The 25,613-nt window shown below is 69.2% G+C and carries 22 protein-coding genes; 5 read left to right on the forward strand and 17 right to left on the reverse strand.

Going from position 1 to position 25,613, the window contains the following annotated elements; all coding sequences use genetic code 11:
• Nucleotides 1-55: 55 nt before the first annotated feature.
• Entirely contained in the window at nt 56-2,599 is a 2,544-nt protein-coding gene (locus tag A9G05_RS02105; protein ID WP_256548222.1) for a TonB-dependent receptor, read from the forward strand.
• A 601-nt stretch (nt 2,600-3,200) separates the two neighbouring features.
• Here A9G05_RS02105 and A9G05_RS02110 read toward each other — a convergent pair.
• The 6 genes from A9G05_RS02110 to A9G05_RS02135 form a co-directional block, all read right to left on the reverse strand.
• On the reverse strand, nt 3,201-3,524 hold the full coding sequence (locus A9G05_RS02110; protein WP_069559406.1) for a DUF3325 domain-containing protein: 324 nt from the start codon (nt 3,522-3,524) through the stop codon (nt 3,201-3,203).
• Complete coding sequence (locus A9G05_RS02115) at nt 3,524-5,047, reverse strand: PepSY domain-containing protein (RefSeq protein WP_069559407.1); 1,524 nt, start codon at nt 5,045-5,047, stop codon at nt 3,524-3,526. The genes A9G05_RS02110 and A9G05_RS02115 overlap by 1 nt, the downstream gene beginning before the upstream one ends.
• Entirely contained in the window at nt 5,044-5,340 is a 297-nt protein-coding gene (locus A9G05_RS02120; protein ID WP_069559408.1) for a DUF3649 domain-containing protein, read from the reverse strand. The genes A9G05_RS02115 and A9G05_RS02120 overlap by 4 nt, the downstream gene beginning before the upstream one ends.
• Nucleotides 5,341-5,358: 18 nt before the next feature.
• Entirely contained in the window at nt 5,359-7,788 is a 2,430-nt protein-coding gene (locus A9G05_RS02125; protein ID WP_069559409.1) for a TonB-dependent siderophore receptor, read from the reverse strand.
• A gap of 104 nt (nt 7,789-7,892) precedes the next feature.
• Nucleotides 7,893-8,846, reverse strand: a complete 954-nt coding sequence (locus A9G05_RS02130) for a FecR domain-containing protein (protein WP_069559410.1) — start codon at nt 8,844-8,846, stop codon at nt 7,893-7,895.
• The gene (locus A9G05_RS02135) at nt 8,843-9,337 is read right to left on the reverse strand and encodes a sigma-70 family RNA polymerase sigma factor (RefSeq protein ID WP_069559428.1); all 495 of its coding nucleotides are present in this window, start codon (nt 9,335-9,337) and stop codon (nt 8,843-8,845) included. The genes A9G05_RS02130 and A9G05_RS02135 overlap by 4 nt, the downstream gene beginning before the upstream one ends.
• Nucleotides 9,338-9,563: 226 nt before the next feature.
• On the opposite strand from A9G05_RS02135, the gene A9G05_RS02140 reads away from it, so the two are divergent.
• Nucleotides 9,564-9,890, forward strand: a complete 327-nt coding sequence (locus tag A9G05_RS02140; RefSeq protein WP_069559411.1) for a DUF3509 domain-containing protein — start codon at nt 9,564-9,566, stop codon at nt 9,888-9,890.
• 2 nt (nt 9,891-9,892) lie between these two features.
• Here A9G05_RS02140 and A9G05_RS02145 read toward each other — a convergent pair whose 3' ends face one another.
• Complete coding sequence (locus A9G05_RS02145; protein WP_069559412.1) at nt 9,893-10,384, reverse strand: phosphate-starvation-inducible protein PsiE; 492 nt, start codon at nt 10,382-10,384, stop codon at nt 9,893-9,895.
• 258 nt (nt 10,385-10,642) lie between these two features.
• On the opposite strand from A9G05_RS02145, the gene A9G05_RS02150 reads away from it, so the two are divergent.
• Both A9G05_RS02150 and A9G05_RS02155 read left to right on the forward strand, forming a co-directional pair.
• Entirely contained in the window at nt 10,643-10,903 is a 261-nt protein-coding gene (locus A9G05_RS02150; protein ID WP_069559413.1) for a YebG family protein, read from the forward strand.
• Nucleotides 10,904-11,530: 627 nt separating this feature from the next.
• Entirely contained in the window at nt 11,531-11,983 is a 453-nt protein-coding gene (locus A9G05_RS02155; protein ID WP_044404412.1) for a BRO family protein, read from the forward strand.
• 143 nt (nt 11,984-12,126) lie between these two features.
• Here the strand turns inward: A9G05_RS02155 and A9G05_RS02160 are convergent, their stop codons facing one another.
• The 9 genes from A9G05_RS02160 to A9G05_RS02200 form a co-directional block, all read right to left on the reverse strand.
• Nucleotides 12,127-13,230, reverse strand: a complete 1,104-nt coding sequence (locus tag A9G05_RS02160) for an HD-GYP domain-containing protein (RefSeq protein ID WP_069559414.1) — start codon at nt 13,228-13,230, stop codon at nt 12,127-12,129.
• Between the two features lie 10 nt (nt 13,231-13,240).
• The gene (locus tag A9G05_RS02165; protein WP_069559415.1) at nt 13,241-15,910 is read right to left on the reverse strand and encodes a response regulator; all 2,670 of its coding nucleotides are present in this window, start codon (nt 15,908-15,910) and stop codon (nt 13,241-13,243) included.
• Nucleotides 15,911-16,975, reverse strand: coding sequence for a SpoIIE family protein phosphatase (locus A9G05_RS02170; RefSeq protein ID WP_069559416.1), 1,065 nt, complete (start codon nt 16,973-16,975; stop codon nt 15,911-15,913).
• 4 nt (nt 16,976-16,979) lie between these two features.
• Nucleotides 16,980-17,354 (reverse strand): anti-anti-sigma factor, encoded by a 375-nt coding sequence (locus tag A9G05_RS02175; protein WP_069559417.1) that lies wholly within the window; start codon nt 17,352-17,354, stop codon nt 16,980-16,982.
• 9 nt (nt 17,355-17,363) lie between these two features.
• Entirely contained in the window at nt 17,364-18,581 is a 1,218-nt protein-coding gene (locus A9G05_RS02180) for a PAS domain-containing protein (RefSeq protein WP_069559418.1), read from the reverse strand.
• Between the two features lie 216 nt (nt 18,582-18,797).
• Complete coding sequence (locus A9G05_RS02185; protein WP_069559419.1) at nt 18,798-19,904, reverse strand: dihydrolipoamide acetyltransferase family protein; 1,107 nt, start codon at nt 19,902-19,904, stop codon at nt 18,798-18,800.
• Between the two features lie 10 nt (nt 19,905-19,914).
• Nucleotides 19,915-20,904, reverse strand: coding sequence for an alpha-ketoacid dehydrogenase subunit beta (locus tag A9G05_RS02190; protein ID WP_069559420.1), 990 nt, complete (start codon nt 20,902-20,904; stop codon nt 19,915-19,917).
• Nucleotides 20,897-21,988 (reverse strand): pyruvate dehydrogenase (acetyl-transferring) E1 component subunit alpha, encoded by a 1,092-nt coding sequence (gene pdhA, locus A9G05_RS02195; RefSeq protein ID WP_069559421.1) that lies wholly within the window; start codon nt 21,986-21,988, stop codon nt 20,897-20,899. The genes A9G05_RS02190 and pdhA overlap by 8 nt, the downstream gene beginning before the upstream one ends.
• A gap of 95 nt (nt 21,989-22,083) precedes the next feature.
• On the reverse strand, nt 22,084-23,103 hold the full coding sequence (locus tag A9G05_RS02200) for a Glu/Leu/Phe/Val dehydrogenase dimerization domain-containing protein (RefSeq protein ID WP_069559422.1): 1,020 nt from the start codon (nt 23,101-23,103) through the stop codon (nt 22,084-22,086).
• Between the two features lie 121 nt (nt 23,104-23,224).
• Between A9G05_RS02200 and A9G05_RS02205 the strand changes: the two genes are divergently transcribed.
• Nucleotides 23,225-24,028 carry a SirB1 family protein gene (locus A9G05_RS02205; protein WP_069559423.1) on the forward strand — a complete coding sequence of 268 codons (804 nt, stop codon included), beginning with the start codon at nt 23,225-23,227 and terminating at the stop codon, nt 24,026-24,028.
• Between the two features lie 3 nt (nt 24,029-24,031).
• On the opposite strand, the gene A9G05_RS02210 is transcribed toward A9G05_RS02205, so the two are convergent.
• Nucleotides 24,032-25,613, reverse strand: a 1,582-nt coding sequence (locus A9G05_RS02210) for a LuxR C-terminal-related transcriptional regulator (RefSeq protein ID WP_069559424.1), incomplete at its 5' end; no start/stop codon positions are given.

Consider the following 25,613-nt stretch of genomic DNA (forward strand, 5'->3'; position numbering starts at 1 on the left):
GCCTCGCGTGACAGGGAAGGCAGAACCCCCTTTCCCTCTCTCGACGAGTGCCACCATGAACGCCGACCCGACCCTCCGCCGCTTCACCCGCACGCCCCTGGCCCGCGCCCTGCAACCGCTGCTGCTGGGCCTGAGCCTGGCCGCCACCGGGATGCCCGCCGTCGCCAGCGCCCAGGATGCGGTGATCGGTGCCGACCAGCGCCAGGCCTTCGACATCCCGGCCGGCGCCCTGGAGCCCGCGCTCAACCGCTTCGGCCGCGAAGCCGGCGTGCTGCTGGCCTTCAGCCCGGAAATGACCCAGGGCCGCAGCACCCAGGGCCTGAAGGGCGAGTTCGGCGTGGCCGAGGGCCTCGACCACCTGCTCGCCGGCAGCGGCCTGCGCGCCGAAGCCGGCGACGGTGGCTTCAGCCTGCGCAATGCCGACGACAGCCTGGCCCTGGAGATCGACCGCCAGGTGGTGATCGGCTCCCGCGCGCCGGTGAGCATCAGCGAGCTGCCGGGCACGGTGTGGGTGATCGACAGCCACCAGTTGCAGGAGCAGACCAAGGGCGGCGTGCCCCTCAAGGAAGCCCTCGGGCAACTGATCCCGGGCCTGGACATCGGCCCCCAGGGCCGCACCAACTACGGCCAGAACATGCGCGGCCGCAGCGCCCTGGTGATGATCGACGGCGTGTCGCTGAACAGCTCCCGGGGCATCAGCCGCCAGTTCGACTCCATCGACCCGTTCAACATCGAGCGCATCGAAGTGCTCTCCGGCGCCAGTGCCGTGTACGGCGGCGGCGCCACCGGCGGCATCATCAACATCGTCACCAAGCGCGCCGAGGCGGGCGAGGCGCGCTTCACCAGCGAAATCGGCGTGCGCAGCGGCTTCGAGACCCACCAGGACCACGACTGGCGCGTGGCCCAGTCGGTCAGCGGCGGCAGCGAGCGGGTCAAGGGCCGCGTCTCGGTGGCCTACCAGAAGAACGGCGCCGCCTACGACGGCAACGGCGACCAGGTGATGCTCGACATCACCCAGACCGACCTGCAGTACAACCAGGCGGTGGACGTGATGGGCAGCCTGGACTTCGCCTTCGCCAACGGCCAGACCCTGAACCTGGGCATGCAGTGGTACGACTCCGGCTACGACGGCAAGAAGGGCGTGAACCTGGGGCGCAACTTCCAGGGCCTGCGCGGCCAGACGCCCTTCGAAGTGGAAGGCGGCGCCAGCTTCGACCGCGAACCGCACACCGAGCGCCAGCAGTTCAACGCCACCTGGCACGTGCCGGAGGTGCTGGGCCACGACTTCTACCTGCAGGCCTACTACCGCAGCGAGGAGATGGCCTTCCAGCCCTACCCCTCCATCACCTTCACCAACGGCGCCATCGACACCAACCGCTCCTACTACTCCGCCTCGCAGCAGGACACCGACTACTTCGGCCTCAAGTCCGTGCTGGTCAAGGAATGGGACCGCGTCAGCCTGACCTACGGCGCCGACTTCGAGTGGGAGAGCTTCGATTCCGACCAGGCGCTGTTCAACCTCAACACCGCCGCCAACACCGGCGGGCTGGTGGCCGACGAGTACGCCCGCGTCGGCCGCTACCCGGGCATCGACACCGACAGCAAGTCGCTGTTCGCCCAGGCCAGCTGGAAGGCCACCGACGACCTGACCCTGTCCGCCGGCGTGCGCCACCAGCGCATCGGCAACGACGTCGGCTCCTTCGTCGCCGCCGCCCAGCAGGTGCAGATCAGCAAGGGCAACGGCACCAGCGCCGACGCCGTGCCCGGCGGTTCCAAGGACTACCAGGTGGACCTCTACAACGCCGGCGCCGTCTACAAGCTGAGCAAGGCGCAGCAGGTCTGGGCCAACTACTCCGAGGGCTTCGAGTTGCCCGACCCGGCCAAGTACTACGGCCAGGGCAGCTACACCCGGGTGGGCAACCACTGGAGCCTGGGCCGCCACGTCAACGTCGAGGACTCCGCCCTGGACGGCATCAAGACCAAGCAGGTGGAACTCGGCTGGCGCCATTACGCCGATGGCCTGGACGCCCAACTGGCGGCCTTCTACGCCTGGTCGGACAAGAGCATCACCTACAACCGCAGCACCCTGCTGGTGGAGCAACTGAGCAACAAGAAGCGCAACTACGGCCTCGAAGGCCAGGCCACCTACTGGCTGGACGACAACTGGCAGATCGGCGCCAGCGCCCTGGCCATCCGCTCCCAGCAGAAGATCGCGGACCGTTGGCAGAAGCAGGACGTCACCGCCGCCAGCCCGTCCAAGCTCACCGCCTTCGCCGGCTGGCAGAACGGCGAAACCAGCCTGCGCCTGCAGGCCGTGCGCAGCTTCAACCTCAGCGACGACGGCAACGTCCTGGCCAATGGCACCTTCGACGGCAACGACCACAGGATCGACGGCTACACCACCTTCGATCTGCTGGGCAGCCAGGCCCTGCCGGTGGGCACGCTGAACTTCGGCATCCAGAACCTGCTGGACAAGGACTACACCACCGTCTGGGGCCAGCGCGCACAGGTGTTCTACGGCACCGCCGCCACCGCCGACCTGTTCGACTACCACGGCCGTGGCCGCACCTACAGCCTGAGCTACAGCATCGAGTTCTGAGCCGCCTGGCCCCGTCCCCGGGCTGAAGCCCGGGCTACATCACCCCTCGGTGCACAGGGTGGACCGCGCTTCATCGGCCCACCCTGTGGGCTCACGGCGAACGCCCTTGGTGGATGGAAAGAGCGCCATCCTCCCTACGCCCAGGGACGCGATGTGCCGGGCGTGGCGGATTCATTCGCGATGGATGTGGCACGGAGATTTCGCGGTTGAAACCGCCCCGGGGAAAGCCGTACCGGGGCCGCAGGGTGGGCCGGGCGGCGTTCCGCTTCAGCTCACCGCCGGAGCCGCCGGCCACACAGCACCGTAGCCCGGGCTTCAGCCCGGGAGCGGACCCCCGGCAACCCCGGAATGAAGTCCGGGCTACGGCTGCAAACGCCATCGCGGTTGAAACCACCCCGGGGAAAGCCGTAACGGGGCGGTAGGGTGGGCCGGGCGGCGTTCTGCTTCAGCCCACCGCCGGAGCCGCCGACCACACCGTTGGTGGATGGAAAGAGCGCCATCCCCCCGCGCAGCGACAACCTCTGCGTGGGCCAAGCATCTGCCCACCGCGCCATCACTGCAGGGGCGACTTCAGTCGCCCGGCGGGCCGCAGGCCCACCCATCAAAGCAGCGCCAGCACCCCACTCCCCAACGGCAGCAGGACGGCTGCCGGCAGCACCCAACGACCCCGCCAGGCCAGCAGGGCCACCACCAGCAGGCCGGCGAGCATCACCTGGCAGAGCCAGAGGATGGTGCCGATTTCGCCACCCTGGTCGCTCACGGCCAACGCCAGGCCGACGCCGAAAGCGAGCACCGCGACGCCGCGCAGCAGGCGCGCCCGTGCCTGGGACAGCGTCCCCTGGAACAGCGCCTTGTGGTGGCGGGCCATGGCCAGGCTCAGCGCCGTCATGGCCAGGTAGCAGAACGCGAATCCGAGCAGCAGCATCAGGCGCCCTCCTCTGCCAGTTGGCGGCGCACGCTGGGGGCGGGCACGGCACGGGGTTGCGAGCGGCGCCAGGCCAGCGCCGCGCAGAGCAGCCCGCAGCCGAGCAGGCTCAGGTCGATCCCCGCCAGCGCCCAGTCGCCACGGCCGACGCTGGCCAGCAGGCTGGCCTGGTCACCGGTGAAGGCATTGAGCAGCGGCAGCCCGAGGGCCAGCAGGGCGAAGACGGCGAGCAGGTCGCGCGCCACCCGGCCGCTGTTGCGTCGCAGCACCGCCCAGGCCGCTACCAGCAGCCAGGCACCGACGAAGACGCAGGCTTCCGCGCTGGCACGCTCGGCCAGGTCGGCAGGAATCAGGCGATTGCCGCAGAGCAGCGCCAGGCTGGCGATGGGCAGGCCGCCGATCACCGCACCGTTCAGCGCGCGCACCAGGCCGATGCCCCGGCTGCCGCGTGCCTCGCGCTTGGCCAGCCACACCTGCAGGCCGCCCACCACCATGGCGCAGCCCATCAGCCCCAGCAGCAGGTACAGGGCGCGGACGATCTGCCCGCCGAACTGGGCCATGTGCAGGTTGCTGAGCCAGGTGTAGCTGCGATAACCCGCCAGGTAGGGCTTCTGCTCGTGCAGCAGCTCGCCGCTGCCGGCGTCGTAGGAGAGGGTCCACTGGAAGCCCGCCACCCGCCGTGCATCGCTGCGGCGGATGTCCACCACGGCGGCCTCGTCAGCAGGGTGGTGGACGCTGATCCAGCCCGGCTCGCCGCCGCCCCAGCGCTGTCGCGCATCCGCCAGCAGGCCATCGAGGGATACCGGCGGCGGGGCGGGGCGCTGCACCGCTTCGCGTTCGTAGCGGCCCAGCACGTCACCGAAGAAGGCCTTGGCGTCGCCGCCATAGGCGCGCTGGATACCGGCCGGCATGTAGTAGACGACGAAGATGACCAGCCCGGTGTAGGCGATCAGCAGGTGGAACGGCAGCCCGAGCACGCCGAACAGGTTGTGGGCGTCGAGCCAGGCGCGCTGGCCGTTGGCCTTGGGCCGCAGGGTGAAGAAGTCCTTGAAGAAGCGCCGGTGGATGATGACGCCGCTGACCAGCGCCACCAGCATGAACAGGCCGGCCAGGCCGACGATGTACAGCCCGACCATGCCGGCGTGGAGGTCGTAGTGCAGGGTGAACCAGAAGCGACCGCCGAGGGTGTCCGGCAGCACCTCGCCCGTGGCCGGGTCGAGGGCGAAGCGGCGGATCTCGCTTTCGTCCGCCGGCTCGTAGCCGGCCCACCAGAACGGCTCGCGCTCGCTCGGCGGGCGCATCCAGATGGCATGGGCATCAGGGGCCTGGGCCAGCAGCAGTTCGCGCACCCGGTCGAGGGAGAGCGCCTGTTCGCCCGGCACCTGCAGGGTGGGGCGCATCCAGCGCTCCAGCTCCTTGTCGAAGCAGGCGAGGCTGCCGCCGAAGAGGATGACGAACAGCAGCCAGGACGGCAGCAGGCCGCCCCAGGTGTGCAGGCCGGCCATGGATTGTCGCAGGCTCATGGACGCACTCCGTAGTCACCGGGCAGGTAGGCCGCGAGGGCCAGCAGCAGGGCCAGACCCGCCAGCACCAGCCAGGCACGCCAGGCCGAGCGGGCACCAAAGGCATAGAGGATCGCCGCCGTGTACACCGCGAAGCAGCCCAGGCTGGCGAAGGTGACACGGTCGGCACGGGCCAGCGGCAGGTGGACGGTAAGGAAGGCGGTGGCCAGGTAGGCCACCGCATATCCACCGACCACTGCCGCCAGCACGCGCGAGGCGACGGCCCGGCGCGTGGAGGGGGTGGCGTTGCTCACGTCGTTCCTTTCATGGGGTTACCAGTTGTAGGTGGCGCTGGCGGTCAGGGTGCGACCGTAGCCGTAGTAGCAGGCCTGGGCGTCGCAGGAGCTGGCGTACTCCTTGTCCGCGAGGTTGCTGGCGTTGAGGGCCAGGCGCAGGCCGTCGAGCTGGTAGTGGATGCTGGCGTCGAACAGGGTGTAGCCACCGGTTTCCACTTCGAGCACGCGGGGGCCGTACAGCCCGAAGAAGGGGTTCTGCCCGGTGAAGGAGGTCTCGCCGATGTAGCGTGCGCCACCCCCGACGCCGAAGCCCGCCAGGGGGCCGCCCTGGAGGGTGTAGTCCAGCCACAGGCCGGCCTGCTCGCGAGGCACGAATTGCAGGCGCGCGCCCTCTTCCCAGGCGTTGACGCTCTTCTGGATGCGCGCATTGGTGCGGCTGTAGCTGGCGGTCAGGTCGAGGCCGTCGGCCAGGTTGGCCAGGGCCTCGATCTCCAGGCCCTTGCTGCGCACCTCGCCGACCTGGCGACGCTCGTTGGGGTTGTTGGGGTTGGTGCTGACGACGTTCTGCTTGGTGATGTCGAACAGCGCCAGGCTGACGAAGCTGCGGGCGCCCTGGGGCTGGAACTTGATGCCCACCTCGTACTGCTTGCCGGTTTCCGGGTCGAAGGGCCGGCCGCTGAGCGGGTCGCTGGAGGTGCTGGGGTTGAAGGATTCGCTGTAGCTGACATAGGGCGCCAGGCCGTTGTCGGCGACGTAGACCAGGCCGACACGGCCTGTGAAGGCTTCGTCGTCACGGCTGGTGCGCGAGCCGTTGAGGTGGCTCTCGGTCTCGCTGCGGGCGAGGTCGTAGCGCCCCCCCAGCAGCAGGTGCCAGTGGTCGTCGAAGGCGATCTGGTCCTGGGCGTAGAAACCGGTCTGGCGCCGGGTGATGTCGTTGTCGGCATCCTTGGCCGGCCACGGCACCGTCTGGCCATACACCGGGTTGAGCAGGTTCAGGCTGGGGGCGCTGCCGAAGCGGCTGATCTCGTGGGCCGAGACGCGGCGCCAGTCCAGGCCCATCAGCAGGGTATGGGCCAGCGGGCCGGTGTCGAAGTTCACCTGGGCCTGGTTGTCCACCGTCCAGCCGTCGAACTGCTCGTCCTTGTCGTTGGCGGTGCGCGACAGGGTGGTGCCGGCGAAGGAGACGCCGCTGGTGTTGAGGTAGCGGTAGTCGAAGTTCATCCGCTCGTAGCGCAGGTTCTGCCGCAGGGTCCAACTGTCGTTCAGGCGGTGGGACAGCTCGTAGCCGAAGGAGGTGTAGGCGCGGTAGAAGCGGTTGAAGCCCGGTTCCCCCTCGTAGAAGTCGTCGTCGCGGTTGGCCGGCAGGCGGAAGGCGCTCATCAGCACCGGGGAGAAGCGACGGCTGAAGGCGAAGTCGCCCTCGTCCTTCTGGTACATGCCGAACAGCGTCAGCTCGGTGTCGTCGCTGGGGCGCCAGGTGAGGGTCGGGGCCAGGGCCTGGCGCTGGTTGCCGGTCTTGTCCACCTGGCCATTGGCGTCATTGCCGAGGAAGGTGACGCGGTAGAGCAGTTGGCCCTGGTCATCGAGGGGGCCGCCGAAATCCCCGGCCAGTTCGCCCAGGTCATCACTGCCGGCGCGCACGCGCACTTCGTGCAGCGGGGTGTCCGGGGCGCGCTTGCTCACCAGGTTGACGATGCCGCCGGGCTCGCTCTGGCCATAGAGCACCGAAGCCGGGCCGCGCAGCACTTCCACGCGCTCCAGCAGGTAGGCGTCCGGGCGGGCCAGGCCGTAGGTGCTGCGGTTGAGCATCAGGCCATCACGGTAGGTGGAGCCCTTGGCGTCGAAGCCGCGCAGGCTCATCCAGTCGTAGCGCGGGTCGTAGCCGTAGGGGGTGCTGACGCTGGGGCTGTAGCGCAGGGCCTCCTCCACCGTGGCGACGCCGCGGGCCTGCATCTGCTCGCGGCTGATCACGGTGATGGACTGTGGGGTTTCGAGGATCGAGGCGTCGGTCTTGGTGCCGCTGCGGGTGCGTTTGGCCACATAGCCGCCCACCGGGCCGACGGCGGTGTCGCCCACCGGGCTGCCGGTGATGTTCAGGCTGTCCAGCTCCAGTTGCCCGTCGCCGGACGGGGCCGGCTCCAGGCGATAGCCGCCATCGGCCATCTGGTGGGCACGCAGGCCGGAGCCAGCCAGCAGTTGGGCGAAGCCCTGCTCCACCGGATAGCGCCCCTGCAGGCCAGAACTGCGCCGGCCTGCGGTCAGCGCCGGATCGAAGCTCAGCAGTACGCCGGCCTGGCGGGCGAAGGCATTGAGGGCGCTGTCCAGCGAACCGGCGGGGACCCGGTACTCCTGGGCGACCGGGGCAGCGAGCGCCAGGGTGGGCAATGCCGCCAGCGGCAGGCTGAGGCTGAGCAGGGCCGCGCGCACGGCGCGGGCAAGGGATTCCGGGGAACGTTGAACGGCCATGTTGGGTCCTTCGAAGCCATGAAGAATGGGGATGCGAAGGGAGGCCGAACGAGTTCGGAAAACCTGCAGAACTTCATGAGAATTATTTTCAGCCAGCCAGGCACTCAGGCGCTGGCAGGGGCCAGGGTCACCCACCAGCGGGTGCGGTACACCACCTGGACCGGCAAGGTGCGGGCCACGGCAGCCAGGGCACGCTCGCTGTCGTCCAGGGGAAACACCCCGGAGATGCGCAACCCGGCCACCGCCGGGTCGCAGCGCAGCACGCCGTGGCGCTGGCGGTCGAATTCGGCGACGAACTCGTCCAGGCGCATGTCGCTGGCCACCAGTACGCCGTCCAGCCAACCGGCGCGGTCCGCCTCGGCACGTTGGGGATCGGCCATGCCGTGGGCGTCGAACTGGCTCTGCCAGCCCGCCTTCAGGACCCGGGCAGCGCCTTCGCGGGGGCTGACTTCGACCGCGCCGGCGTATACGGCGAGCTGGATGCGGTCCGGCCGCTGGCGCACCAGGAACCGGGTGCCCAGGGCCCGCAGCAGGCCGGCGCCGGTATCCACCAGGAACGGACGGCGGGAGGGGTCGGTGGCGGTCTCGACGAGGATCTCGCCCTGGTACAGGCGCAGCAGGCGACGGTCGGCGTCGTAGTCGATGTCCACGGCGCTGCCGGCGTTCAGGTGCAGCCGGCCACCATCCGGCAGGCCCACGGAACGGCGCTCGCCGGTGCCGGTGCGCAGGTTGGCCAGCCAGGGCTGGAAGGCGGACGGCCCCTGCACGCCCAGCACGCCGGCGCCACCAGCGGCCAGCAGGATCGCCAGGGCCTTGAGCGCCCGACGGCGCTGCGGGTCATGCCGGGCGCCCTCCAGCGCGGCGTGGCCGAGGGCTGCGGGGATGCCGGCGAAGCGCCCACCCAGGGCCTCCAGCCGCTGCCAGGCCAGCTCATGCTCGGGATGCGCGCTCCGCCACTGCTGGCAGGCCGTGAAGGCTTCGGCCGCACAGGTACCGGAAGCCAGGCGCACGCGCCAGGCGATGGCCTGCTCCACCACCTGGGGGTCGAGTGCGCTCATGAATAGACCGCCTTGTAGCAATGGGTCAGGGCCTGGGTCATGTACTGCTGGATGGAACTCACCGACAGCCCCAGGCGCGCGGCGATCTGCGGGTAGGTCAGGCCATCGAGCTGGGACAGCAGGAAGGCTTCGCGCACGCGGGGCTTGAGGCCATCCAGCAGGCGGTCGATCTCCAGCAGGGTTTCCAGGATCAGCTCGCGGGACTCGGGCGAAGGCGCCTCATGCTCGGGCAGGCTGGCCAGTGCCTCCAGGTAGGCGCGCTCCAGGCTGGCGCGGCGGTAATGGTCCACCAGCAGGCCCCGGGCGATGGTGGCGAGGAACGCGCGCGGTTCACGGACCTCGCGGGGCTCGCGCTGTTGCAGCACCCGCACGAAGGTGTCCTGGGCCAGGTCGGCGGCGTTGTGCGGACAGCCGAGGCGTTGCCGCAGCCAGCCCAGCAGCCAACTGTGATGACCGCGATAGAGCTCGGTGATGGGGGAGGTAGGTTGCAGCGACACGGCTGGCCTCGGCGGGCGTCCAACGCAAATGCGAAATAATTGCAGTTGCGAATGCTGTCACGCCGCCCTTCCCCAGCGCAAGTGCCGCCGGGCCGCGCGACCCGAGGTTTGCCGTTTGCGGCAGGCGGGGCGAAACCGACGTTCCATTCGTCCAATCGGTTCGAACTTTGCAACGGCCACCCCAGTCAATCGATCCAGTGCATCAACCAGGTGGCTCACCATGTACAACCCCTTCCAGATCCTGACCGACGCCTTCCAGGCCGATTACCGGGTCAACCTCAGCCTGGAACGGCTCGACGGCAACATCATGCTGACCCTCGCCGACGACAAGGGCGTGGTGGCACGGCGGATGATCAGCCCCGCCCAGCGCAACGACCCGAAGCGCCTTGCGCGGGTGATCGAGAGCATCCGCTTCGGCATCGCCATCGAAAAAGGCGGCAACGTCAGCGAAATGCTCACCGCCATGACCAGCGGCAAGCCCCTGCCAGCACAGGCCCACTCACCGGTGGGCGGCACCGGCAGCAGCAGCCTGGGGGCGGGTTACTGAGGTCAGGACTCGTCGTCCACGGTCCGCGAATCCAGCAACTTGCGGCGCGGGTGGGTGGTTTCGCTGGCCACCGCCGGGAAGCGCGACGAGGCGTAGCGCACCACCAGGATCGACAGCGCCAGCAGCAGGATCGCACCGCAGACGTACACCAGGCTCTCGTCCGGCCGGTTGTGGTGCGAAACGTCGGAGATCAGCAGGCGCGTCAGCGCCGTGATGGCCACGTAGATCAGGAAACGCACCGGCATGTGGTTGGTCTTGAAGTAGATCCCCACCATCGCCCCCAGCTCCAGGTAGATGAACAGCAGCAGGATGTCATCCACCGTGATGTGCCCCTTCTCCACCATCCCCAGGAACGCCACCACCGCCGCCCAGGCGGTGATCCCGCCGATGGCGAACAGCGCCAGGTAGTGGAACGCCTCCACCAGCAGGTTGCCCAGCGACTCGGCCAGCCCGTGCATGTTCTCCCGCAAGGTTTCCGCCCATTTGATCTTCACGTCTTTACTCCCCGGTACGTCTGGTTGGCCTAGCGTGGCACCTGTGCATGACGATTCGTCCATGCACGAGCGAGGCCACGGCAGCGGATGAGATGCCAAGGTGCGACGTTGCGCCACGGGACAGGATGTCGCAGGTCGACAAGCACGAAGCCGAAGGCTGGGCTATGAAAAGAAATCGTTGACGAAAGGTAACGCCCCAAATACTGTACGCGCATACAGTATTCCCATATTGACGCTTGCAAAGGTGAGAGGTGATGAATGGCCGTCGAAGTGGTGTACCGCAGCAGCCGCGATCCGGAGCGCCTGTTCATGGATAAGGCCGAAGCGGATCGTTACGACAAGATGCTGGAGCTGGCCGAGTCCCTGGCCGGCGTGCTGCACAAGGCCGTGCCCTCCCTCAGCGAGCAGCAGGTCGAAGACCTCGGCATCTACATGGCCCGCAACCGCGACATCTTCGCCCGCGCCTTCAAGAACCAACCCGACGCCCTGGCCGAACTGGAGTCCGCCGAGGCGCAGTGACCGATTCCCCCGCTTGCAGGCGATGCCCGTCCTGCACCGAGCCCGCTGCCCCGGCGGGCTTTTTTTATTTCGCGCCGGCACCTTGCGCCGTTTGTTCAAGCCCCGGTGACCGCCTGCCGCCACGCTGGAAGCCCCTCGTCCAAGGAGCTTCCGCCATGCGATTCCTGCTTGCCCGCCTCTACGTCCCCGGTTTTCTCTTCGGCTTCCTCGCCCTGGCAATCACCTTGCAGTTGCCGAGCACCGCGTGGGCTAAAGCCCACCCTACGGGATGGTGTGCAGTGGCGGCTCGGCGATACGGGTCGACTTGAGGCGTTTTCCCACAGCGGGAAAGGACAATGCCCGAGGCGGGCCGATTGTTCGCTCAATACCCCCTCCCTATCCTCCGGCGGTCGCGGTCAATCCCGTGACCAGGCGTTGACGGCCTGAAGAGATGGCGCATCGTGCCCCTGGCACATGTGGAAGTATGCGTTTGCCCATTACTTTCACATCGCTCTATGGCGGACTGCGTGGGGAGACCGAAAGGTCTGCCGGTCTACATCTCGCCGGTTCGTCAACCCCACGTGGTCCGCCACCCTTACATTGACGAAACAGAGTGGCGGCTCCTTTCCCCAGAGATGGAGCTTCACGATGCACGATGCATATCCCGCCCTGACCTTCCTCCGCCATAACCGCCCGCTGCGTGCGCTGATGCTGGACAACCAGCCCTGGTTCGTCGCGGTGGATTTCGCCCGTCTCCTGGGCATGCAGCATCCGCAGACCTTGCACCGCCGCGTGGGCAGCGACCATGCGCGGCGCGTATTCCTTGCCTGTTCCAGCAGCCTTGAAGAGCCGGTGGATGTGATCAGCGAAGCCGGCCTGTACAAGGCGCTGGTGCGCTTCGGCCATCCGGAGAACGCCCACCTGGAGCGCTGGCTGAATCGCGAGGTGATCCCTACGTTGCGCGACGCCCACGCGGCGGACGGCAACGCGCCACGCCGGGTGCTGCTGAGGTGGCAGGGCACGCGGGTGGTGATGCTGAACTGGCAGGGCGAGCTCTGGGTGCCATTGGAAGACATGCCGAGCCTGGTGCATCTGGGTTAGAGGCATAGCGCTTCTTGTGGGAGCGGTTTCAACCGCGAAAGCCCGGGCGCCGGGCCTGATCGCAATTGGATTCTCTCCCACGGGGAGACCCGTACCGTTCGGTCTTCCCGGGCTGAAGCCCGGGCTACGGGCATGCCGCTGGCCTAGTCGTCATGGAAGCGCCGGGCGATCTCCTGGAACTGGGGGTGGATGCGGGCGAAGGCGTCGGTGATGTCCGGGTCGAAGTGGTTGCCCCGCCCCGCGAGGATGATCGGCACGACTTCGTCATGGGGCATGGCGGCCTTGTAGCAGCGCTTGCTGATGAGCGCGTCGTACACATCGGCCAGGGCCATCAGCCGGGCGGACAGGGGAATCTCATCGCCAACAAGGCCATGGGGGTAACCGCTGCCGTCCCACTTCTCGTGGTGGTAGCAGGCAATCTCCTTGGCCAGGCGCAGGAACTCCACTTCCACGCCCAGGGCGTCCTCGGCGTGGACGATGGCTTCCTTGCCGAGGACCGGGTGGCTCTTCATCTGGGCGAACTCTTCCGGCTCCAGCTTGCCGGGCTTGAGCAGAATCCGGTCCGGCACGCCGACCTTGCCGATGTCGTGCAGGGGAGCGGACTTGAACAGCAGTTCGATGGTCTTGGGCGTGAGCTCGTCCTGGAAGCGCGGGTGATCGGACAGTTCCTCTGCCAGCAGCTTCACGTAGTGCTGGGTGCGCAGGATGTGGTTGCCGGTCTCGTTGTCGCGGGTTTCGGCGAGGGACGCGAGGGAGTGGATGGTGATGTTCTGGATCAGTTCGTTCTCGCGGGTGCGCCGCTCCACTTCCTGTTCGAGGTAGGCGTTCTGGTTGTACAGCAGGTCCCGCGCGGCCTTCAGCTCCAGGTGGTTGCGCACCCGGGCGAGGACGATGGCGGGGGTGATGGGCTTGTGGATGTAGTCCACGGCGCCCAGGGCGAGCCCATGGGCCTCGGCGCTTTCCTCCACCTGGGCAGTGAGGAAGATCACCGGCACGCCGCGTGCCTGGGGCATGTCCTGCAGCGTCTGCATCACCTGGTAGCCATCCATGTCAGGCATCACCACGTCGAGGAGGATGAGGTCCACGCGAGTGCCCGACGCGAGGATGTCCAGGGCGCGCTGGCCATTGATGGCGACCTTGACCCGGTAGTGGGGTGACAGCAGGGCGCTGAGCAGCGAGAGGTTCTCCGGTGTGTCGTCGACCACCAGCAGGGTGGGTTTGCTGTCGGGATCCATGAGATTGAGCATCGAGAGCACCTCACTCCGTTTTGAACAGATCGGGCCGGGCGGCCCGGACTTCATGCAGATGCGCCAGGGCATCGGGGAAGCGGAACTGCGTCATCGCCTCCGAGATGGCCGACGCGGCTTCGCCCAGGGCGGCGTCGAGCGACGGCCGGTGCTGCTGGAACAGGGCCACGGCATCGGCATCGTCCTCGGCCAGCAGCGCCATCAGGCGGGCCAGCAGGCCGGGCATATCGGGCAGCGCCTCGCTGGGCGGGGCGGTTGCCTCAGGCGGCAGGAGCGCCTGCAACCCGTCGGCCAGGCGCTGCTGCTCCTGCACGCCCTCCTCGGCCAAGGGCAGCAGGCCGCCGAGTTCCTCCTGGCCCGCCAGGGCACTTTCGAGCCGGGCCGAAAGCGCCCGTAGCGATTCGGCCCCCAGGGTGGCGGCGATGCCCTTGAGGGTGTGGGCGTGGCGGTGCGCCTCCTCCCGCTGGCCGGCCTGCAGGGCGGCGACCAGGTTCTGCATGGGCTGGCTGCCCTGGCGGGCGAAGCTGCGCAGCAGGTCTTCGTACCACTGCCAGTTGTGCATCAGGCGCTGCAGCGCCACCTCGGCGTTCAGGCCCAGCGCCTGCAGTGGCTCCAGCCCATGTTCCGGCGAGGCCGGGACCGGGGCCACTGTCTCGCTCGGCGGCTCGGCCTGGTGGGCGAAGGCGGGCAGCCAGCGCAGCAGGGCGGCGTACAGCTTCTCGGGGTCGATGGGCTTGGCGATGTGGTCGTCCATGCCGGCGGCCAGGCAGCGCTCGCGGTCGCCGGCCATGGCGTTGGCGGTCATCGCCAGGATCGGAATGCGCCCACCGTCCTGTTCGCGCTCGCGCAGGCAGCGGGTCGCGGCCAGCCCATCCATGACCGGCATCTGCATGTCCATCAGGATCAGGTCGAAGGGTTCCTGGGCAGCCAGGTCCACGGCGATGGCGCCGTTGTCCGCCACCGCCACCTCGATGCCCACCAGGCGCAGCAGCTCCCTGGCCACCTGCTGGTTCAACTCGTTGTCTTCGGCCAGGAGGACCCGCGCGCCGTCGAAGCACTGAGGCACCGGCGGCCCGCTGCTACGGGTGGGCAACGCCGTCGCCTGCTGGCCGAACAGGCCGATGAGGGTGTCGAACAGCACAGAAGCACACACCGGCTTGACCAGCACCCGGTCGAACCCGGCGCCCTCGGCCTGGCGGAACACCTCCTCGCGGCCATGGCCGGTGACCATGATGCGATAGGGCCGGCTTGTCATCCCGCGTGCGATCAGCCGGCGCCCGGTTTCGATGCCATCCAGCCCCGGCATGCGCCAGTCCAGCAGCACCACAGCGTAGGGCCGCCCGGCCTGTTCGGCAGCGGCGATCATGTTCAGCGCCTGCTGGCCCGACTCGGCGGTGTCCACGACGAAGGTCATGCTGCCGAGCAGGGTGGCGAGAATGTTGCGGGCGCTGGCGCTGTCGTCCACCACCAGCATGCGCCGGCCGCGCAGGTCCAGGCTCGGCAGATAACGGGCACGCCGCTGCCCCCTACCGAACCGGGCGGTGAACCAGAAGGTGCTGCCGTGGCCCAGCTCGCTCTGCACCCCCACCTCGCCGCCCATCAGCTCGGCCAACCGCCGCGAGATGGCCAGGCCGAGCCCGGTGCCGCCGTACTTGCGGGTGATGGAGGTGTCGGCCTGCTGGAAGGACTGGAACAGCCACTGCTGCTGCTCCGGGCTCATGCCGATGCCACTGTCCTGCACGGAGAAGTGCAGCAGGGTTTCGTCCGGCCAGGTCTCCAGGCAACTGATCTTGACCAGGATCTCACCCTGTTCGGTGAACTTGACCGCGTTGTTGGCGTAGTTGATCAGGATCTGCCCCAGACGCAGCGGGTCGCCCAGCAGCAGGGTGTCCAGGCGGTGATCGATCTCGAAGAGCAGCTCGATGCCCTTGGCTTCGGCCTTCTCCCCCACCAGGGTGGCGAGGTTCTCCAGCACATGGTCGAGGTCGAACTCGATGCGCTCCAGGTCCAGCTTGCCGGCCTCGATCTTCGAGAAGTCGAGGATGTCGTTGATGATCCCCAACAGGTGCTGGGCCGAGCGCTGGATCTTGCTGAGGTAGTCGAACTGCTGCGGGTCCAGTTCGGTCTGCAGCGCAAGGTGGGCCATGCCGAGGATGGCGTTCATCGGCGTGCGGATCTCGTGGCTCATGTTGGCGAGGAAGTCGCTCTTGGCGTGGGTGGCGCTCTCCGCCAGCACGTAGGCTTCCTCCAGCTCGCGATTCTTGGCCTGCATCAGGGCGAACAGCTCGTCCCGGGTCGGTTCGGCGAACTGCTGGCGCATACGCTGCTGCAGCTCGGCATCGGGCCAGCGGGGCAGGCGGCAGCACAGGGCCAGGTTGTTCTCCGCCAGGACGTCCAGGCGGACGCCCCCGTACACCGCCTCGGGCAGGTGATACTGCAGCGGCTGGTCCGCCGACAGGTCCAGCAGCAGCTCCCGGCGCTTTGCGTCGAGCCAGACCTGCAGGCGCAGGGCAGGAAGATACGCAGCCAGTTGGCGCACCAGCTCGGAGGTGGTGTTCGCCAGCGGAACCATGAAGGTGGCGGTCGTGTCGATGCATTCGAGCACCCGCGCTACCTTGCGCCGGGCGGCCAGCGCAGCGCCGGGGCCGCTGAGGGTGATGTCGCCGATCGCCTGCCGCATCTAGCCGCCCTCGCCTGCGTGCACCCGCAGCACGATGCAGCTCGCATCGTCGGTGCTGCGGCCGCTGTGGGTGATGACCTGGTGCGCCAGGACGGCGGGATCGGCGCCCAGGTCGAGCAGGCCGTCGCGCAGATTGAGCGATTCGCTGATGCCGTCGGAATACAGCATCACCACGTCTCCCGGGGCGAGTGGCTGGTGCTGCAGCAGGGGCGTGGGAAAGCGCTCGCCGAGCACCCCATCGCGGGAGACGCCACGCCAGGCTTCACGCCCGCGCAGGCAGATGCGGGTGTTGCCGATGCCGGCGTAGCTCAGTTCGCCGCGCTCGCCGTTGACCAGCGCCACCCCCGCTGCCGCGCCACGGGTGCCGATGCAATGCTGGTGCAGCACCTGCAGCAGGCGGGCCGGCTCCTGCTCCAGTGTCTGCTGCAACACCGCCTCCAGGGCCTGGGCCAGTTGATGGGCCGAGGTGCCATGACCGCTCACGTCGATCAGCACCAGCAGCACCCCGCCCGGCACCGGGCGGACGAAGGCCAGGTCGCCGGAAACCCGCTCAGGTTGGCAGGGGCGGTTCTCGCTGGCCCAGGCCAGCCGCAGCCCCTGGCCGCCGGCCTCGGCCTTCGGCACGGACAGCCGCGCTGACGTCGGCGCCGGCCCCAGCCATTTGCGTGCCTGCACCCGGGTGCCGCCCTCCGGCGGCAGGCTGATGGACAGTTCGGACATCATCCGCCGGACGCCGGGCAGCCCCAGCCCGAGGGTGCCCGAGGTGCTGTAGTGGTCCTGCACGGCCTGCGCCACATCGGCGATGCCGGGGCCCTGGTCGCAGGCGACGATGTCGATGCAGGGGCGCCCCTCGGCCTGGTGCAGCGACAACGTGACCTCGCCCCTCACGCCGTACTTGAGGATGTTGCTGCCCAGTTCGGAGACCACGGTGGAAAGCATCGCGCGATCCACCTCGGGCAGGCCGGCAAGAAAGGGCAGGCGGCGCACGGACATCACTGCCAGGTGCAGGTCGACTTCGTGGCGCAGCGAATAGCGGACCTCTCGGGCCTCCGGCTCGTGGGGCATGATGCTAGGGCTCCTCACGGCGGTCGCGCGCATTGGCCAGCGCAGTGTCCATGTCGAGGAAGCAGCGCAACGGGCCGGGTTCGGCGTCGGCCAGTGCGAGGAACGCGGCGATGCCGGGGTTCAACCCCACCAGCAGGCAGATGGCACCGAGCAGGCGGCACACATCCGCCAGCTTGCGCACCTCGCGGAACTCGTGGTGATCCAGCAGGGTGACTGCCGAGAAGTCCAGCAGCACGGCGTGCTGACGCCCCGTGAGCAGCCGCTGGGACAGCACCTGAGTGAGCCGCTGCATACCCTCGTCGCCCAGGTCCGGGCGCATGCTGACGACGATGCACTCGGCGACGTCGGCGATGCCCAGGTCGTTGCTTTCCCACTCCATGACCGCCTCCTAGAGCGCGGAACCGACTCGCTTCAGTGCGATTTCGAAGGCGTCGCGCAGGGTGGCGGTGGTGCGGATGTCACCCACCGAGACGCCCAGCTCCACCATGGTCCGGGCGATGGCCGGGGACACCCCGGAGATGATCGCCTCGCAGCCCATGAACTGGGTGGCCTTGGTGATCTTGATCAGTTGGTTGGCGACCCCGGTGTCCACCGTGGCGACGCCGGCGATGTCCAGCACGAACACCCGGGCACGGGTCTCGGCGATCTTGGTCAGCGACTTGTTCATCACGTCGGCGGTGCGCATGGAGTCGATGATGCCCACCAGCGGCAGAAGGAGGATGCCGTCCCAGATGGGGGTGACCGGGGTGGACATCTCCTGCAGTGACTTGTGCAGTTCCTCGCGCACCCGGGCGGCCTCCTCGGCCTCCTCCATCGCCTGCTTGAGCTGGCGGTTCTGCTCCACCTGGGCGGTGATGTCGGTGGCGAACTTGACGATCTTGCAGGGCTTGCGGTCCAGGTCCAGCACCGGGTTGTAGGAGCCCTGGATCCACACTTCGTGCCCGTCCTTCGCCACCCGGCAGAACTCGCCGGCCAGGTATTCGCCGCGCCGCAGGGTGTCCCAGAAGGTGCGGTAGTCGGCGGACTGGGCATAGTCCGGGTCCACCAGGCGGCTGTGGTGCTGGCCCTTCAGCTCCTCCAACGAGTAACCAACCGTTTCCAGGAAGCGCGGGTTGGCGTCGAGGATGGTCCCGTCCAGGGCGAACTCCACCTTGCCCATCACCCGGCTCAGCGCATCGAGCTGGCCCTGGAAGTTGGCGGTGAGGTGCTTCTGCTCGGTCAGGTCGATGGCGTATTCGATGATGCGCTGGGTGTGCCCTTCGGCATCCAGCAACGGGCAACAGCCACCGCGCAGCCAGACATCGCGCCCCTGGCTGTCGCGGTAGTGGAACTCTCCCTCCCAGGCCTGGCCTTTGCGCAGGTCCGCCCAGAACGCCTCGTAGGCAGGGGCACCGGCGTCTTCCGGGGGCAGCAGGATGCGGTGGTGCTGGCCCTGGAGGTCGGCCAGTTCATAACCCAGCATGGCCAGGAAGCGGGGGTTGGCGTCCAGCACCTGCCCATCGGCCGAAAGCTCCAGCCGGGTCATCAACTGGTCCGCAGCATGCAACCGGGCCTGGGGCAGGGAAGACGTCGGGTCGAACGGAACAGCTGAAGCGTGCACGTCCATGGCTTCTCCGAAGCAAAGGAATAGTTGACTCAGGGCATAGGGAGTTATAGCCCAGCGCCAGCCACTGTGAATGGCTGTTGATGGTCGACCGACAGGCGTTCCGCACCACCCGACGCAAGCGCCCGGGGGATGGGGAGCAACAGGGACACGAGGGTCGCCAGGGCACCCTGTGGAAAACCTCTGCAGGCCCCGTATAACGGGGCCCGCAAAGGTCGATCAGGGCCGTTCCAGCGCCTGCACCAGGGCCTTGAAGAAGCGCGCCGCCTCGCCGCCGGTGACGGCTCGGTGGTCGAAGGTGATCGACAGCGGCAGCACCGGATGGACCGCCGGCTGGCCCTCCCAGGCCACCACTTCGTCACGGATGCCGCCGGCGCCGATGATGGCCACCTGGGGCGGCACCACCACCGGGTTGGCGTAACGCCCGAACAGGGTGCCGAAGTTGGACAGGGTGAGGGTGGCGCCCATCATTTCCTGGGGAGGAATGGAGCGTGCCTGGACGTCGGCGCGCAGCCGCGCGATGCCGTCGCGCAGGTCCTCGGCGCTGCGCTCGCCGACCTTGCGCAGCACGGGGACGAAGAGCCCGTCGGGGGTGTCCACGGCGATGCCGAGGTCCAGTTGCTCGTGCTGGCGGATGGCGAGCATGCGGCCGTCGAACCAACTGTTGAGGATCGGCTCGGCGCGGCAGGCTTCGGCGATGGCCTGGGCGATGCGGATCAGCGGGTCGCGGGCCTGGGCCCAGCGGTGCAGGTCGGCGTCGCCGTAGAGGGTCACCGGCACCACCTCGGCGTGGGAGCGCGCCATGTTGATCGCCATGCTGCGGCGCACGCCGCGCAGCCGGTCGCCGCCGAAACGGTCGCGGGCATGCTGGGCGGCGGCCTCCACGTCAGCGCGGGTGATCAGCCCGTCGGCGCCGCTGCCGGCGAGGCCGACCAGCTCCACCCCCAGTTGCCGGGCCAGTTGGCGCACGGCCGGGGTGGCGCGGGGGGCGAGGTGTTCCTGGGTGGAGGGTGCGGCACCGATGAAGAACTGGTCGGCATGGCTTTCGCCGCCGCCGTCGAGGCGACCGACCACGGTGCCGGCGTCCTGGTCCGCGCCTTCGTAAGCCAGCAGCGGTTCGCCGACGTGGAGGATGTCGCCCTCCTGGCCGAACAGCTTGGCGACCACGCCGTCGCGCGGGGCGGGGATGTCCACCAGGGCCTTGGCGGTCTCCACCGAGACCACCAGTTGGTCGGCGTGCACGCGGTCGCCGGGCTTGATGTGCCATTCGACGATTTCGGCATCCTGCAGGCCTTCGCCGAGGTCGGGCAGCTTGAAGTAGTTCATGGTCGTCTCCTCAGGCGGGGTCGAGGACGTGCTCGCACGCGGCGAGGATGTCGTCGGGACCGGGGATGTAGAGGGATTCCTGTCGGTAGAGCGGCGGCGGGATGTCCGGTGCGGTGACCCGCAGGATGGGGGCCTGCAGGTCGGTGATAACACGCTCGTAGAGGCTGGCGGCGATCTCGGCGCCGACCCCGCAACTGCGCGGCGCCTCGTGGACGATGATGCAGCGGCCGGTCTTGCGCACCGAGGCTTCGAGGGTCTCCAGGTCCAGCGGTTTGACGCAGGCGACGTCGATCACCTCGGCGCTGATGCCGCGCGCCTCCAGTTGCCGGGCGGCCTCCAGGGTTTCCAGCACGCTGGCGCCCCAGGTCACCAGGGTCAGGTCGCTGCCCTCGCGCAGGGTGAAGCAGCGGTCCAGCGGCAGGCGCCGGCCGTCGTCCACCAGGGGTTGCGGGTTCATCCGGTAGAGCCGGGTGGGTTCGAGGAAGATCACCGGGTCCGGGTCGTCGATGGCGGCCAGCAGCAGGCCGTAGGCGCGGGCCGGCGACGAGGGGATCACCACGCGCACGCCGGGCAGGTGGGCGAACAGTGCCTCGGTGCTTTCGCTGTGGTGCTCCGGCGCGCGGATGCCGGCGCCCATGGGGCTGCGCACCACCAGTGGGCAGGACAGGCGCCCACGGGTGCGGTTGCGCAGGCGGCTGGCGTGGGACACCAGGTGCTCCATGGCGGCGTAGATGAAGCCGAGGAACTGGATCTCCATCACCGGTTTGAGGCCCTGGGCGGCCATGCCGACGCTGAGCCCGGCGATCATGGTTTCCGCCAGGGGCGTGTCGATGACGCGCTTGAAACCGTAGGCATCGCGCAGTCCGAGGGTGGCGCGGAACACGCCGCCGTTGACGCCGACGTCCTCGCCCAGCACCACCACGTTCTCGTCTTCGCCCATGGCGCGGTGCAGGGCCAGGTTCACCGCTTCCAGCAGGCTGCGCTTGGGGGTGTCAGTCATGGCGGTTCTCCTCGCGGCGCGCGGCACGCTCCAGCACCAGGTCGCGCTGGTCGGCCAGGGCTGCCGGCCAGCGGGCATAGACGTGATCCAGCACGGCTTCGGGGCCTTCGTGGCCGGCGTGCTCGAAGCGCTCCACTGCGGCCTGCACCTCGCGCTGGCAGTCGGTGATGAGCGCCTGCTCGCGGGCTTCGTCCCATACGCCGCTGGCGGCGAGGTAGGCGCGCAGGCGCTTGATGGGCTCCTCTTCCCAGGCCTGGTGCACCTCCTCGGCGCTGCGGTAGCGGGTGGCGTCGTCGGCGGTGGTGTGGTCACCCAGGCGGTAGCTGAGGCATTCCACCAGGGTCGGCCCCTTGCCCTGGCGGGCGCGTTCGATGGCTGCACCGACCCGGTCGTAGACGGCGAGGATGTCGTTGCCGTCCACCTGTTCGCCGTGGAAGCCGGCGCCCAGGGCCTTCTGCGCCAGGGTCGGCGCGCCGCACTGGATGCGCCGGGGCACGGAGATGGCCCACTGGTTGTTGTTGACCACGAAGACCACCGGCAACTGCCAGGCGCCGGCGACGTTGAGTGCTTCGAGGAAGTCGCCCTTGCTGGTGGCGCCGTCGCCGCAGGTGGTGACGGCGACACGGTGCTCGCCACGGATCTTGAAGGCGGTGGCCACCCCGCAGGCGTGCAGGGCCTGGGTGGCGATGGGCACGCAGAGCGGGAAGTCCTGCCCGGCGGCGGGCTCGGCGTAGGCGCTGCCGCGCTCGTCACCGCCCCAGTAGAGGAGGATTTCCTCCATGGCGACGCCGCGCATCAGTTGCACGGCGGTGTCGCGGTAGTAGGGCACCAGCACGTCCTCGGGCTGCATGCGCGCGCCGATGCCGACGCCGATGGCCTCCTGCCCGAGGGTGGGCGCGTAGGTGCCGATGCGGCCGGTGCGTTGCAGGGCCACGGCCTTCTGGTCGAACAGGCGGGTGAGCAGCATGCGCCGGTAGAGCCGGGCCAGCAGGTTGAAGTCATCCGCCCAGGGCGGCAGGTCGCCGACGGGGCTCCCGTCGGCCGCCAGGTAGCGGGTATGGGGCAGGTCGATCCGTGTGTGCATGTCGCCTCCTCACCTTGTGGGTGCGCAGGGATGACGGCGCTCATGGCGCCGAACCTGGCCCGGTCTGGATCCCGGCCGGGCCGCGTGGGCGCCGCTCAGCCGTAGAGCAGGCGCTCGGCCAACGCATCGGCGACCCGCGCGGGTGAGCGCTTGTCGGCCTGGGCGTGGGCGTAGATGTCGGTCAGGCGCTGGCTGATCCGCGCCAGGTGCGCGGTGATGGCCGGCATGTCGTCGCCCCGGTGACGCAGGGCAACGTGGATCAGGCCTCCGGAATTGATCACGTAGTCGGGCGCGTAGAGGATGCCGCGCGCTTCCAGCAGGTCGGCGATGTCGGGGCTGGCCAACTGGTTGTTCGCCGCCCCGGCCACCACGGCGCAGCGCAACTGGGGGGCGCTCTGGGTATTGAGCACACCGCCCAGGCCACAGGGCGCGAGGATGTCGCAGGGGGTGGTGAGCAGCGCTTCGCTGGCCACCGGGTGGGCGCCCAACTGCTCCACCGCCAGTTGCACGCGGCCGGGGTCGAGGTCGCTGACCAGCAGCTCGGCGCCGGCTGCGGCCAGTTGCTCGGCAAGGGCGTAGCCGACGTTGCCGAGCCCCTGCACGGCGATGCGCAGGCCCTCCAGGTCGTCGCTGCCCAGGCGTGCCAGGGCACTGGCGCGGATGCCGGCGAACACCCCCAGGGCGGTGCAGGGCGAGGGGTCGCCGTCGGCCTGGGTGCTGGTGACGTGGCGGGTGTGCAGGGCGACGCAGTCCATGTCGAGGCTGGAGGTGCCGCTGTCCACGGCGGTGATGTAGCGACCGCCGAGGCTCTCCACCATGCGCCCGAAGGCTTCGAACAGCGCAGCGCGATCGGGCACGTGGGCAGGCCGCAGGATCACGGCCTTGCCGCCGCCGTGGGGCAGCCCGGCCAGTGCGGCCTTGTAGCTCATGCCCTGGGCCAGGCGGATGGCGTCGCGCAACGCGCTGTCGTCGTCGGGGTAGGCGAGGTAGCGGCAGCCGCCGAGGGCCGGCCCCAGGCGGGTGTCGTGAATGGCGATGATCGCGCGCAGGCCGGTGACCGGGTCCTGGGCGAGGTGGAGCGCTTCGAGCCGAGCGCCTTCCATCTGGTTGAACATGGCGGGCCCCTTGCTGAGGTTGCCAGGGAGTATAGGCCGCCCACCGGAACCCGGCCGCCGACCCACTGGACGAAGGCGGACGGTCCGGCTACAAACCGCAGAGGCGACACGGAGAGCCCCGATGACCCCGCGACAACACTGCCTGGACTGTGTGCAGAAAACCCCGCCGGCGCTGCTGGAGGCGGCCCTGTGGATCGCCGCCGAGCATGACCCGAGCCGGGCACCGGCCGACGCCCTGCGGGTGTTCGACCACCTGCTGCGGGAGGTGGCCGCCGGGCTGCCCGAAGCGCCGCCGGCGGACCTGGCGCAACCGCTGCTGCGGCGGATGGCGGAGCTGGGCTTCTGCGAGGAAGACGACCAGCCGCTGCAGCCACGCGCCGCGCTGCTCGACCAGGTGCTGGTGCGGCGCCGGGGCCAGCCCCTGTCGCTGGCCCTGGTGGCCCAGGCACTGGCGGCGCGCCTGGAGATTCCCCTGGCGGGGGTGAATTTCCCCGGCCACTTCCTGGTGCGGGTGCCCGCCGCCGACCACCTGCTGGACCCGTGCACCGGCCGCCGCCTCTACCCTCGGGATTGCCGCGAGCTGCTGCTGCGCACCCTGGGGCCGAAAGCCGAGCTGCTGGCCGAGCACATGCGCCCCTGTTCGGCGCTGGAGCAACTGCAGCGGCTGTCCCGCAACCTGCGCCTGCTGCATTTGCAGGCCGAGCAGGTGGAGGAGGCGCTGAAGGATGCGGAGCGGGTGCTGGAACTGGGCCCGGCCAACCTGATCGACCACCTGGCGCGGGCCGACATCTACAAGCAGTTGGAGTGCCCCCAGGCCGAACGCTACGACCTGGAGCGGGCGCTGCTGCTGTGCGAAGACGCGACCCAGCGGCTGCTGCTCAGCCGCCGCCTGGAACAACTGGGTGCCCCGCCGCCGCTGCACTGACCGCTACATCAGGCCCAGCGCCTTGGCGTGGGCCACCGCCTGGGTACGCCGCTTGACCCCGAGCTTGCCGTTGATGCGCCGGGCGTGGGTCTTCACCGTGTGCAGGGAGATGAACAGGCGCTCGGCGATTTCCTGGTTGGAACTGCCCTGGGCGATCAGCCCCAGCACTTCCAGCTCGCGGGGGCTCAGCGGGCCGCTGTCCTCGTCCAATGCTTCGCCCTCCTCCACCCCCAGTTCACGCAGCATCTCCGGCTGGCGCAGGCGCAGTTCGCGCACCGGTTGTTGCAGGTTCAACTGGCTGGCGAGGGCCAGGGCGTTGCGCAACACGGCAGCGGCGGTGCCGGCCTCGCCGCTGAGGTATTCGGTTTCCGCCAGGGCCAGGTGGACTTCCACCTCCAGGGCCTGGAGCCCCTTCTCCCGCGCCTTCTGCAACTGCCCGAGCAGCCGCTGCCGGGCGTTGAACACTTCACCTTCGTACAACTCGGCCAGGGCCAGTTGCCATTCGATGCGCGGGATCAGGTCGAGGGTCGCCGGCGGCGCCTGCACGGCGTGTTCGCCCCGGAAGTGCCGCAGCACCCGCAGCAAGGCATGGCGGGCCTGGCCGGCGCGGCCCTGCATGAGCAGCAGCCTGCTGCTCACCTGCAGCAACACGGCGCGGTAGACCCGCTCGGGAATGTGCCGCAACTGCATGAGGCGCTCGGCCTCGCGCAGGCGGTCGAAGGCCTGGTCGAAGGCGCGCTGGTTGGCATCCAGCACGGCCAGGCCGAGGTAGCCGTAGAGGGCCCGGTAGTCCTCGCAGGCACGGGCCTCGCGCAGGCCGGACTGGTAGTGCTGGCGGGCCGCGTTCTCCTGGCCCTGGCGCAGGGCCAGGCGGCCCCGGCGCAAGGCGATGCGGCCCAGCAGCGGGCTGGCGTCCAGCGCCTGCCCCATGAGAAAGGTCTGCGCCCGCTCCAGCACGGCATCGGCCCGCAGCAGCGCGCCCCGGTGCTCCAGCAACTGGGCGTGGTCGAGTTCGAGGAAGGCTTCCAGCAGCAGACAGCCCTGGCTGCGTGCCAGCACCAGGGCCTCGCGGTTCAGGGACTGGGCCTGGTCCAGTTCGCCAGCCAGCAGGGCCTGCTGGGTGAGCGCGGAATAGCAGATCAGCCGCTGGTCCCAGGCGTCCTCATCAAGGCCGACCAGGGCTTCACCCAGGTGCAGCCGGGCATTGGGCCCGTCACCCTGGAAGTGCGCCAGCAGGCCGTGTTGCGCCTGCCAGTAAGCCACCAGGCGCCGCTGTTGGCGGGCATCCGGCTGGGGCAGGAAGCGACCCTGCTCGGCGATGCAGCGCGCCGCTTCATCCAGGCGCCCGGCGAACAGCAGGGCGCCGGCCAGCAGCCGCAGGGAATGCGGCGAGATTCGCAGCAGGTCTTCGCCCACGTCGGCGTGCAGACGCAGCAGCAAGGCGGCGTTGCGCCCGATGAACAGCTCGCGCACGCCGTAGTGCTGCAGCAGGCTGACGGCCACTTCGGGCTGGCTGGCCTCCAGCGCGTGCTCGATGGCCGCCGGCCAGTCCTGGCGCGCGGCGAACCACTGGCAGGCACGCAGG

Source organism: Pseudomonas sp. ENNP23, assembly GCF_001728945.1.
GTDB lineage: Bacteria > Pseudomonadota > Gammaproteobacteria > Pseudomonadales > Pseudomonadaceae > Metapseudomonas > Metapseudomonas otitidis.

Excerpts from the sequence above, each read along its gene's own strand:
- A9G05_RS02155 (WP_044404412.1), top strand. The coding sequence starts at position 11,531 with ATGCACGATGCATATCCCGCCCTGACCTTCCTCCGCCATAACCGCCCG.
- A9G05_RS02200 (WP_069559422.1), bottom strand. The coding sequence starts at position 23,103 with ATGTTCAACCAGATGGAAGGCGCTCGGCTCGAAGCGCTCCACCTCGCC.
- A9G05_RS02165 (WP_069559415.1), bottom strand. The coding sequence starts at position 15,910 with ATGCGGCAGGCGATCGGCGACATCACCCTCAGCGGCCCCGGCGCTGCG.
- A9G05_RS02190 (WP_069559420.1), bottom strand. The coding sequence starts at position 20,904 with ATGACTGACACCCCCAAGCGCAGCCTGCTGGAAGCGGTGAACCTGGCC.
- A9G05_RS02115 (WP_069559407.1), bottom strand. The coding sequence starts at position 5,047 with ATGAGCCTGCGACAATCCATGGCCGGCCTGCACACCTGGGGCGGCCTG.
- A9G05_RS02105 (WP_256548222.1), top strand. The coding sequence starts at position 56 with ATGAACGCCGACCCGACCCTCCGCCGCTTCACCCGCACGCCCCTGGCC.
- A9G05_RS02170 (WP_069559416.1), bottom strand. The coding sequence starts at position 16,975 with ATGCCCCACGAGCCGGAGGCCCGAGAGGTCCGCTATTCGCTGCGCCAC.
- A9G05_RS02110 (WP_069559406.1), bottom strand. The coding sequence starts at position 3,524 with ATGCTGCTGCTCGGATTCGCGTTCTGCTACCTGGCCATGACGGCGCTG.
- A9G05_RS02175 (WP_069559417.1), bottom strand. The coding sequence starts at position 17,354 with ATGGAGTGGGAAAGCAACGACCTGGGCATCGCCGACGTCGCCGAGTGC.
- A9G05_RS02160 (WP_069559414.1), bottom strand. The coding sequence starts at position 13,230 with ATGCTCAATCTCATGGATCCCGACAGCAAACCCACCCTGCTGGTGGTC.
- pdhA (WP_069559421.1), bottom strand. The coding sequence starts at position 21,988 with ATGCACACACGGATCGACCTGCCCCATACCCGCTACCTGGCGGCCGAC.
- A9G05_RS02125 (WP_069559409.1), bottom strand. The coding sequence starts at position 7,788 with ATGGCCGTTCAACGTTCCCCGGAATCCCTTGCCCGCGCCGTGCGCGCG.
- A9G05_RS02130 (WP_069559410.1), bottom strand. The coding sequence starts at position 8,846 with ATGAGCGCACTCGACCCCCAGGTGGTGGAGCAGGCCATCGCCTGGCGC.
- A9G05_RS02150 (WP_069559413.1), top strand. The coding sequence starts at position 10,643 with ATGGCCGTCGAAGTGGTGTACCGCAGCAGCCGCGATCCGGAGCGCCTG.
- A9G05_RS02140 (WP_069559411.1), top strand. The coding sequence starts at position 9,564 with ATGTACAACCCCTTCCAGATCCTGACCGACGCCTTCCAGGCCGATTAC.
- A9G05_RS02205 (WP_069559423.1), top strand. The coding sequence starts at position 23,225 with ATGACCCCGCGACAACACTGCCTGGACTGTGTGCAGAAAACCCCGCCG.
- A9G05_RS02180 (WP_069559418.1), bottom strand. The coding sequence starts at position 18,581 with ATGGACGTGCACGCTTCAGCTGTTCCGTTCGACCCGACGTCTTCCCTG.
- A9G05_RS02185 (WP_069559419.1), bottom strand. The coding sequence starts at position 19,904 with ATGAACTACTTCAAGCTGCCCGACCTCGGCGAAGGCCTGCAGGATGCC.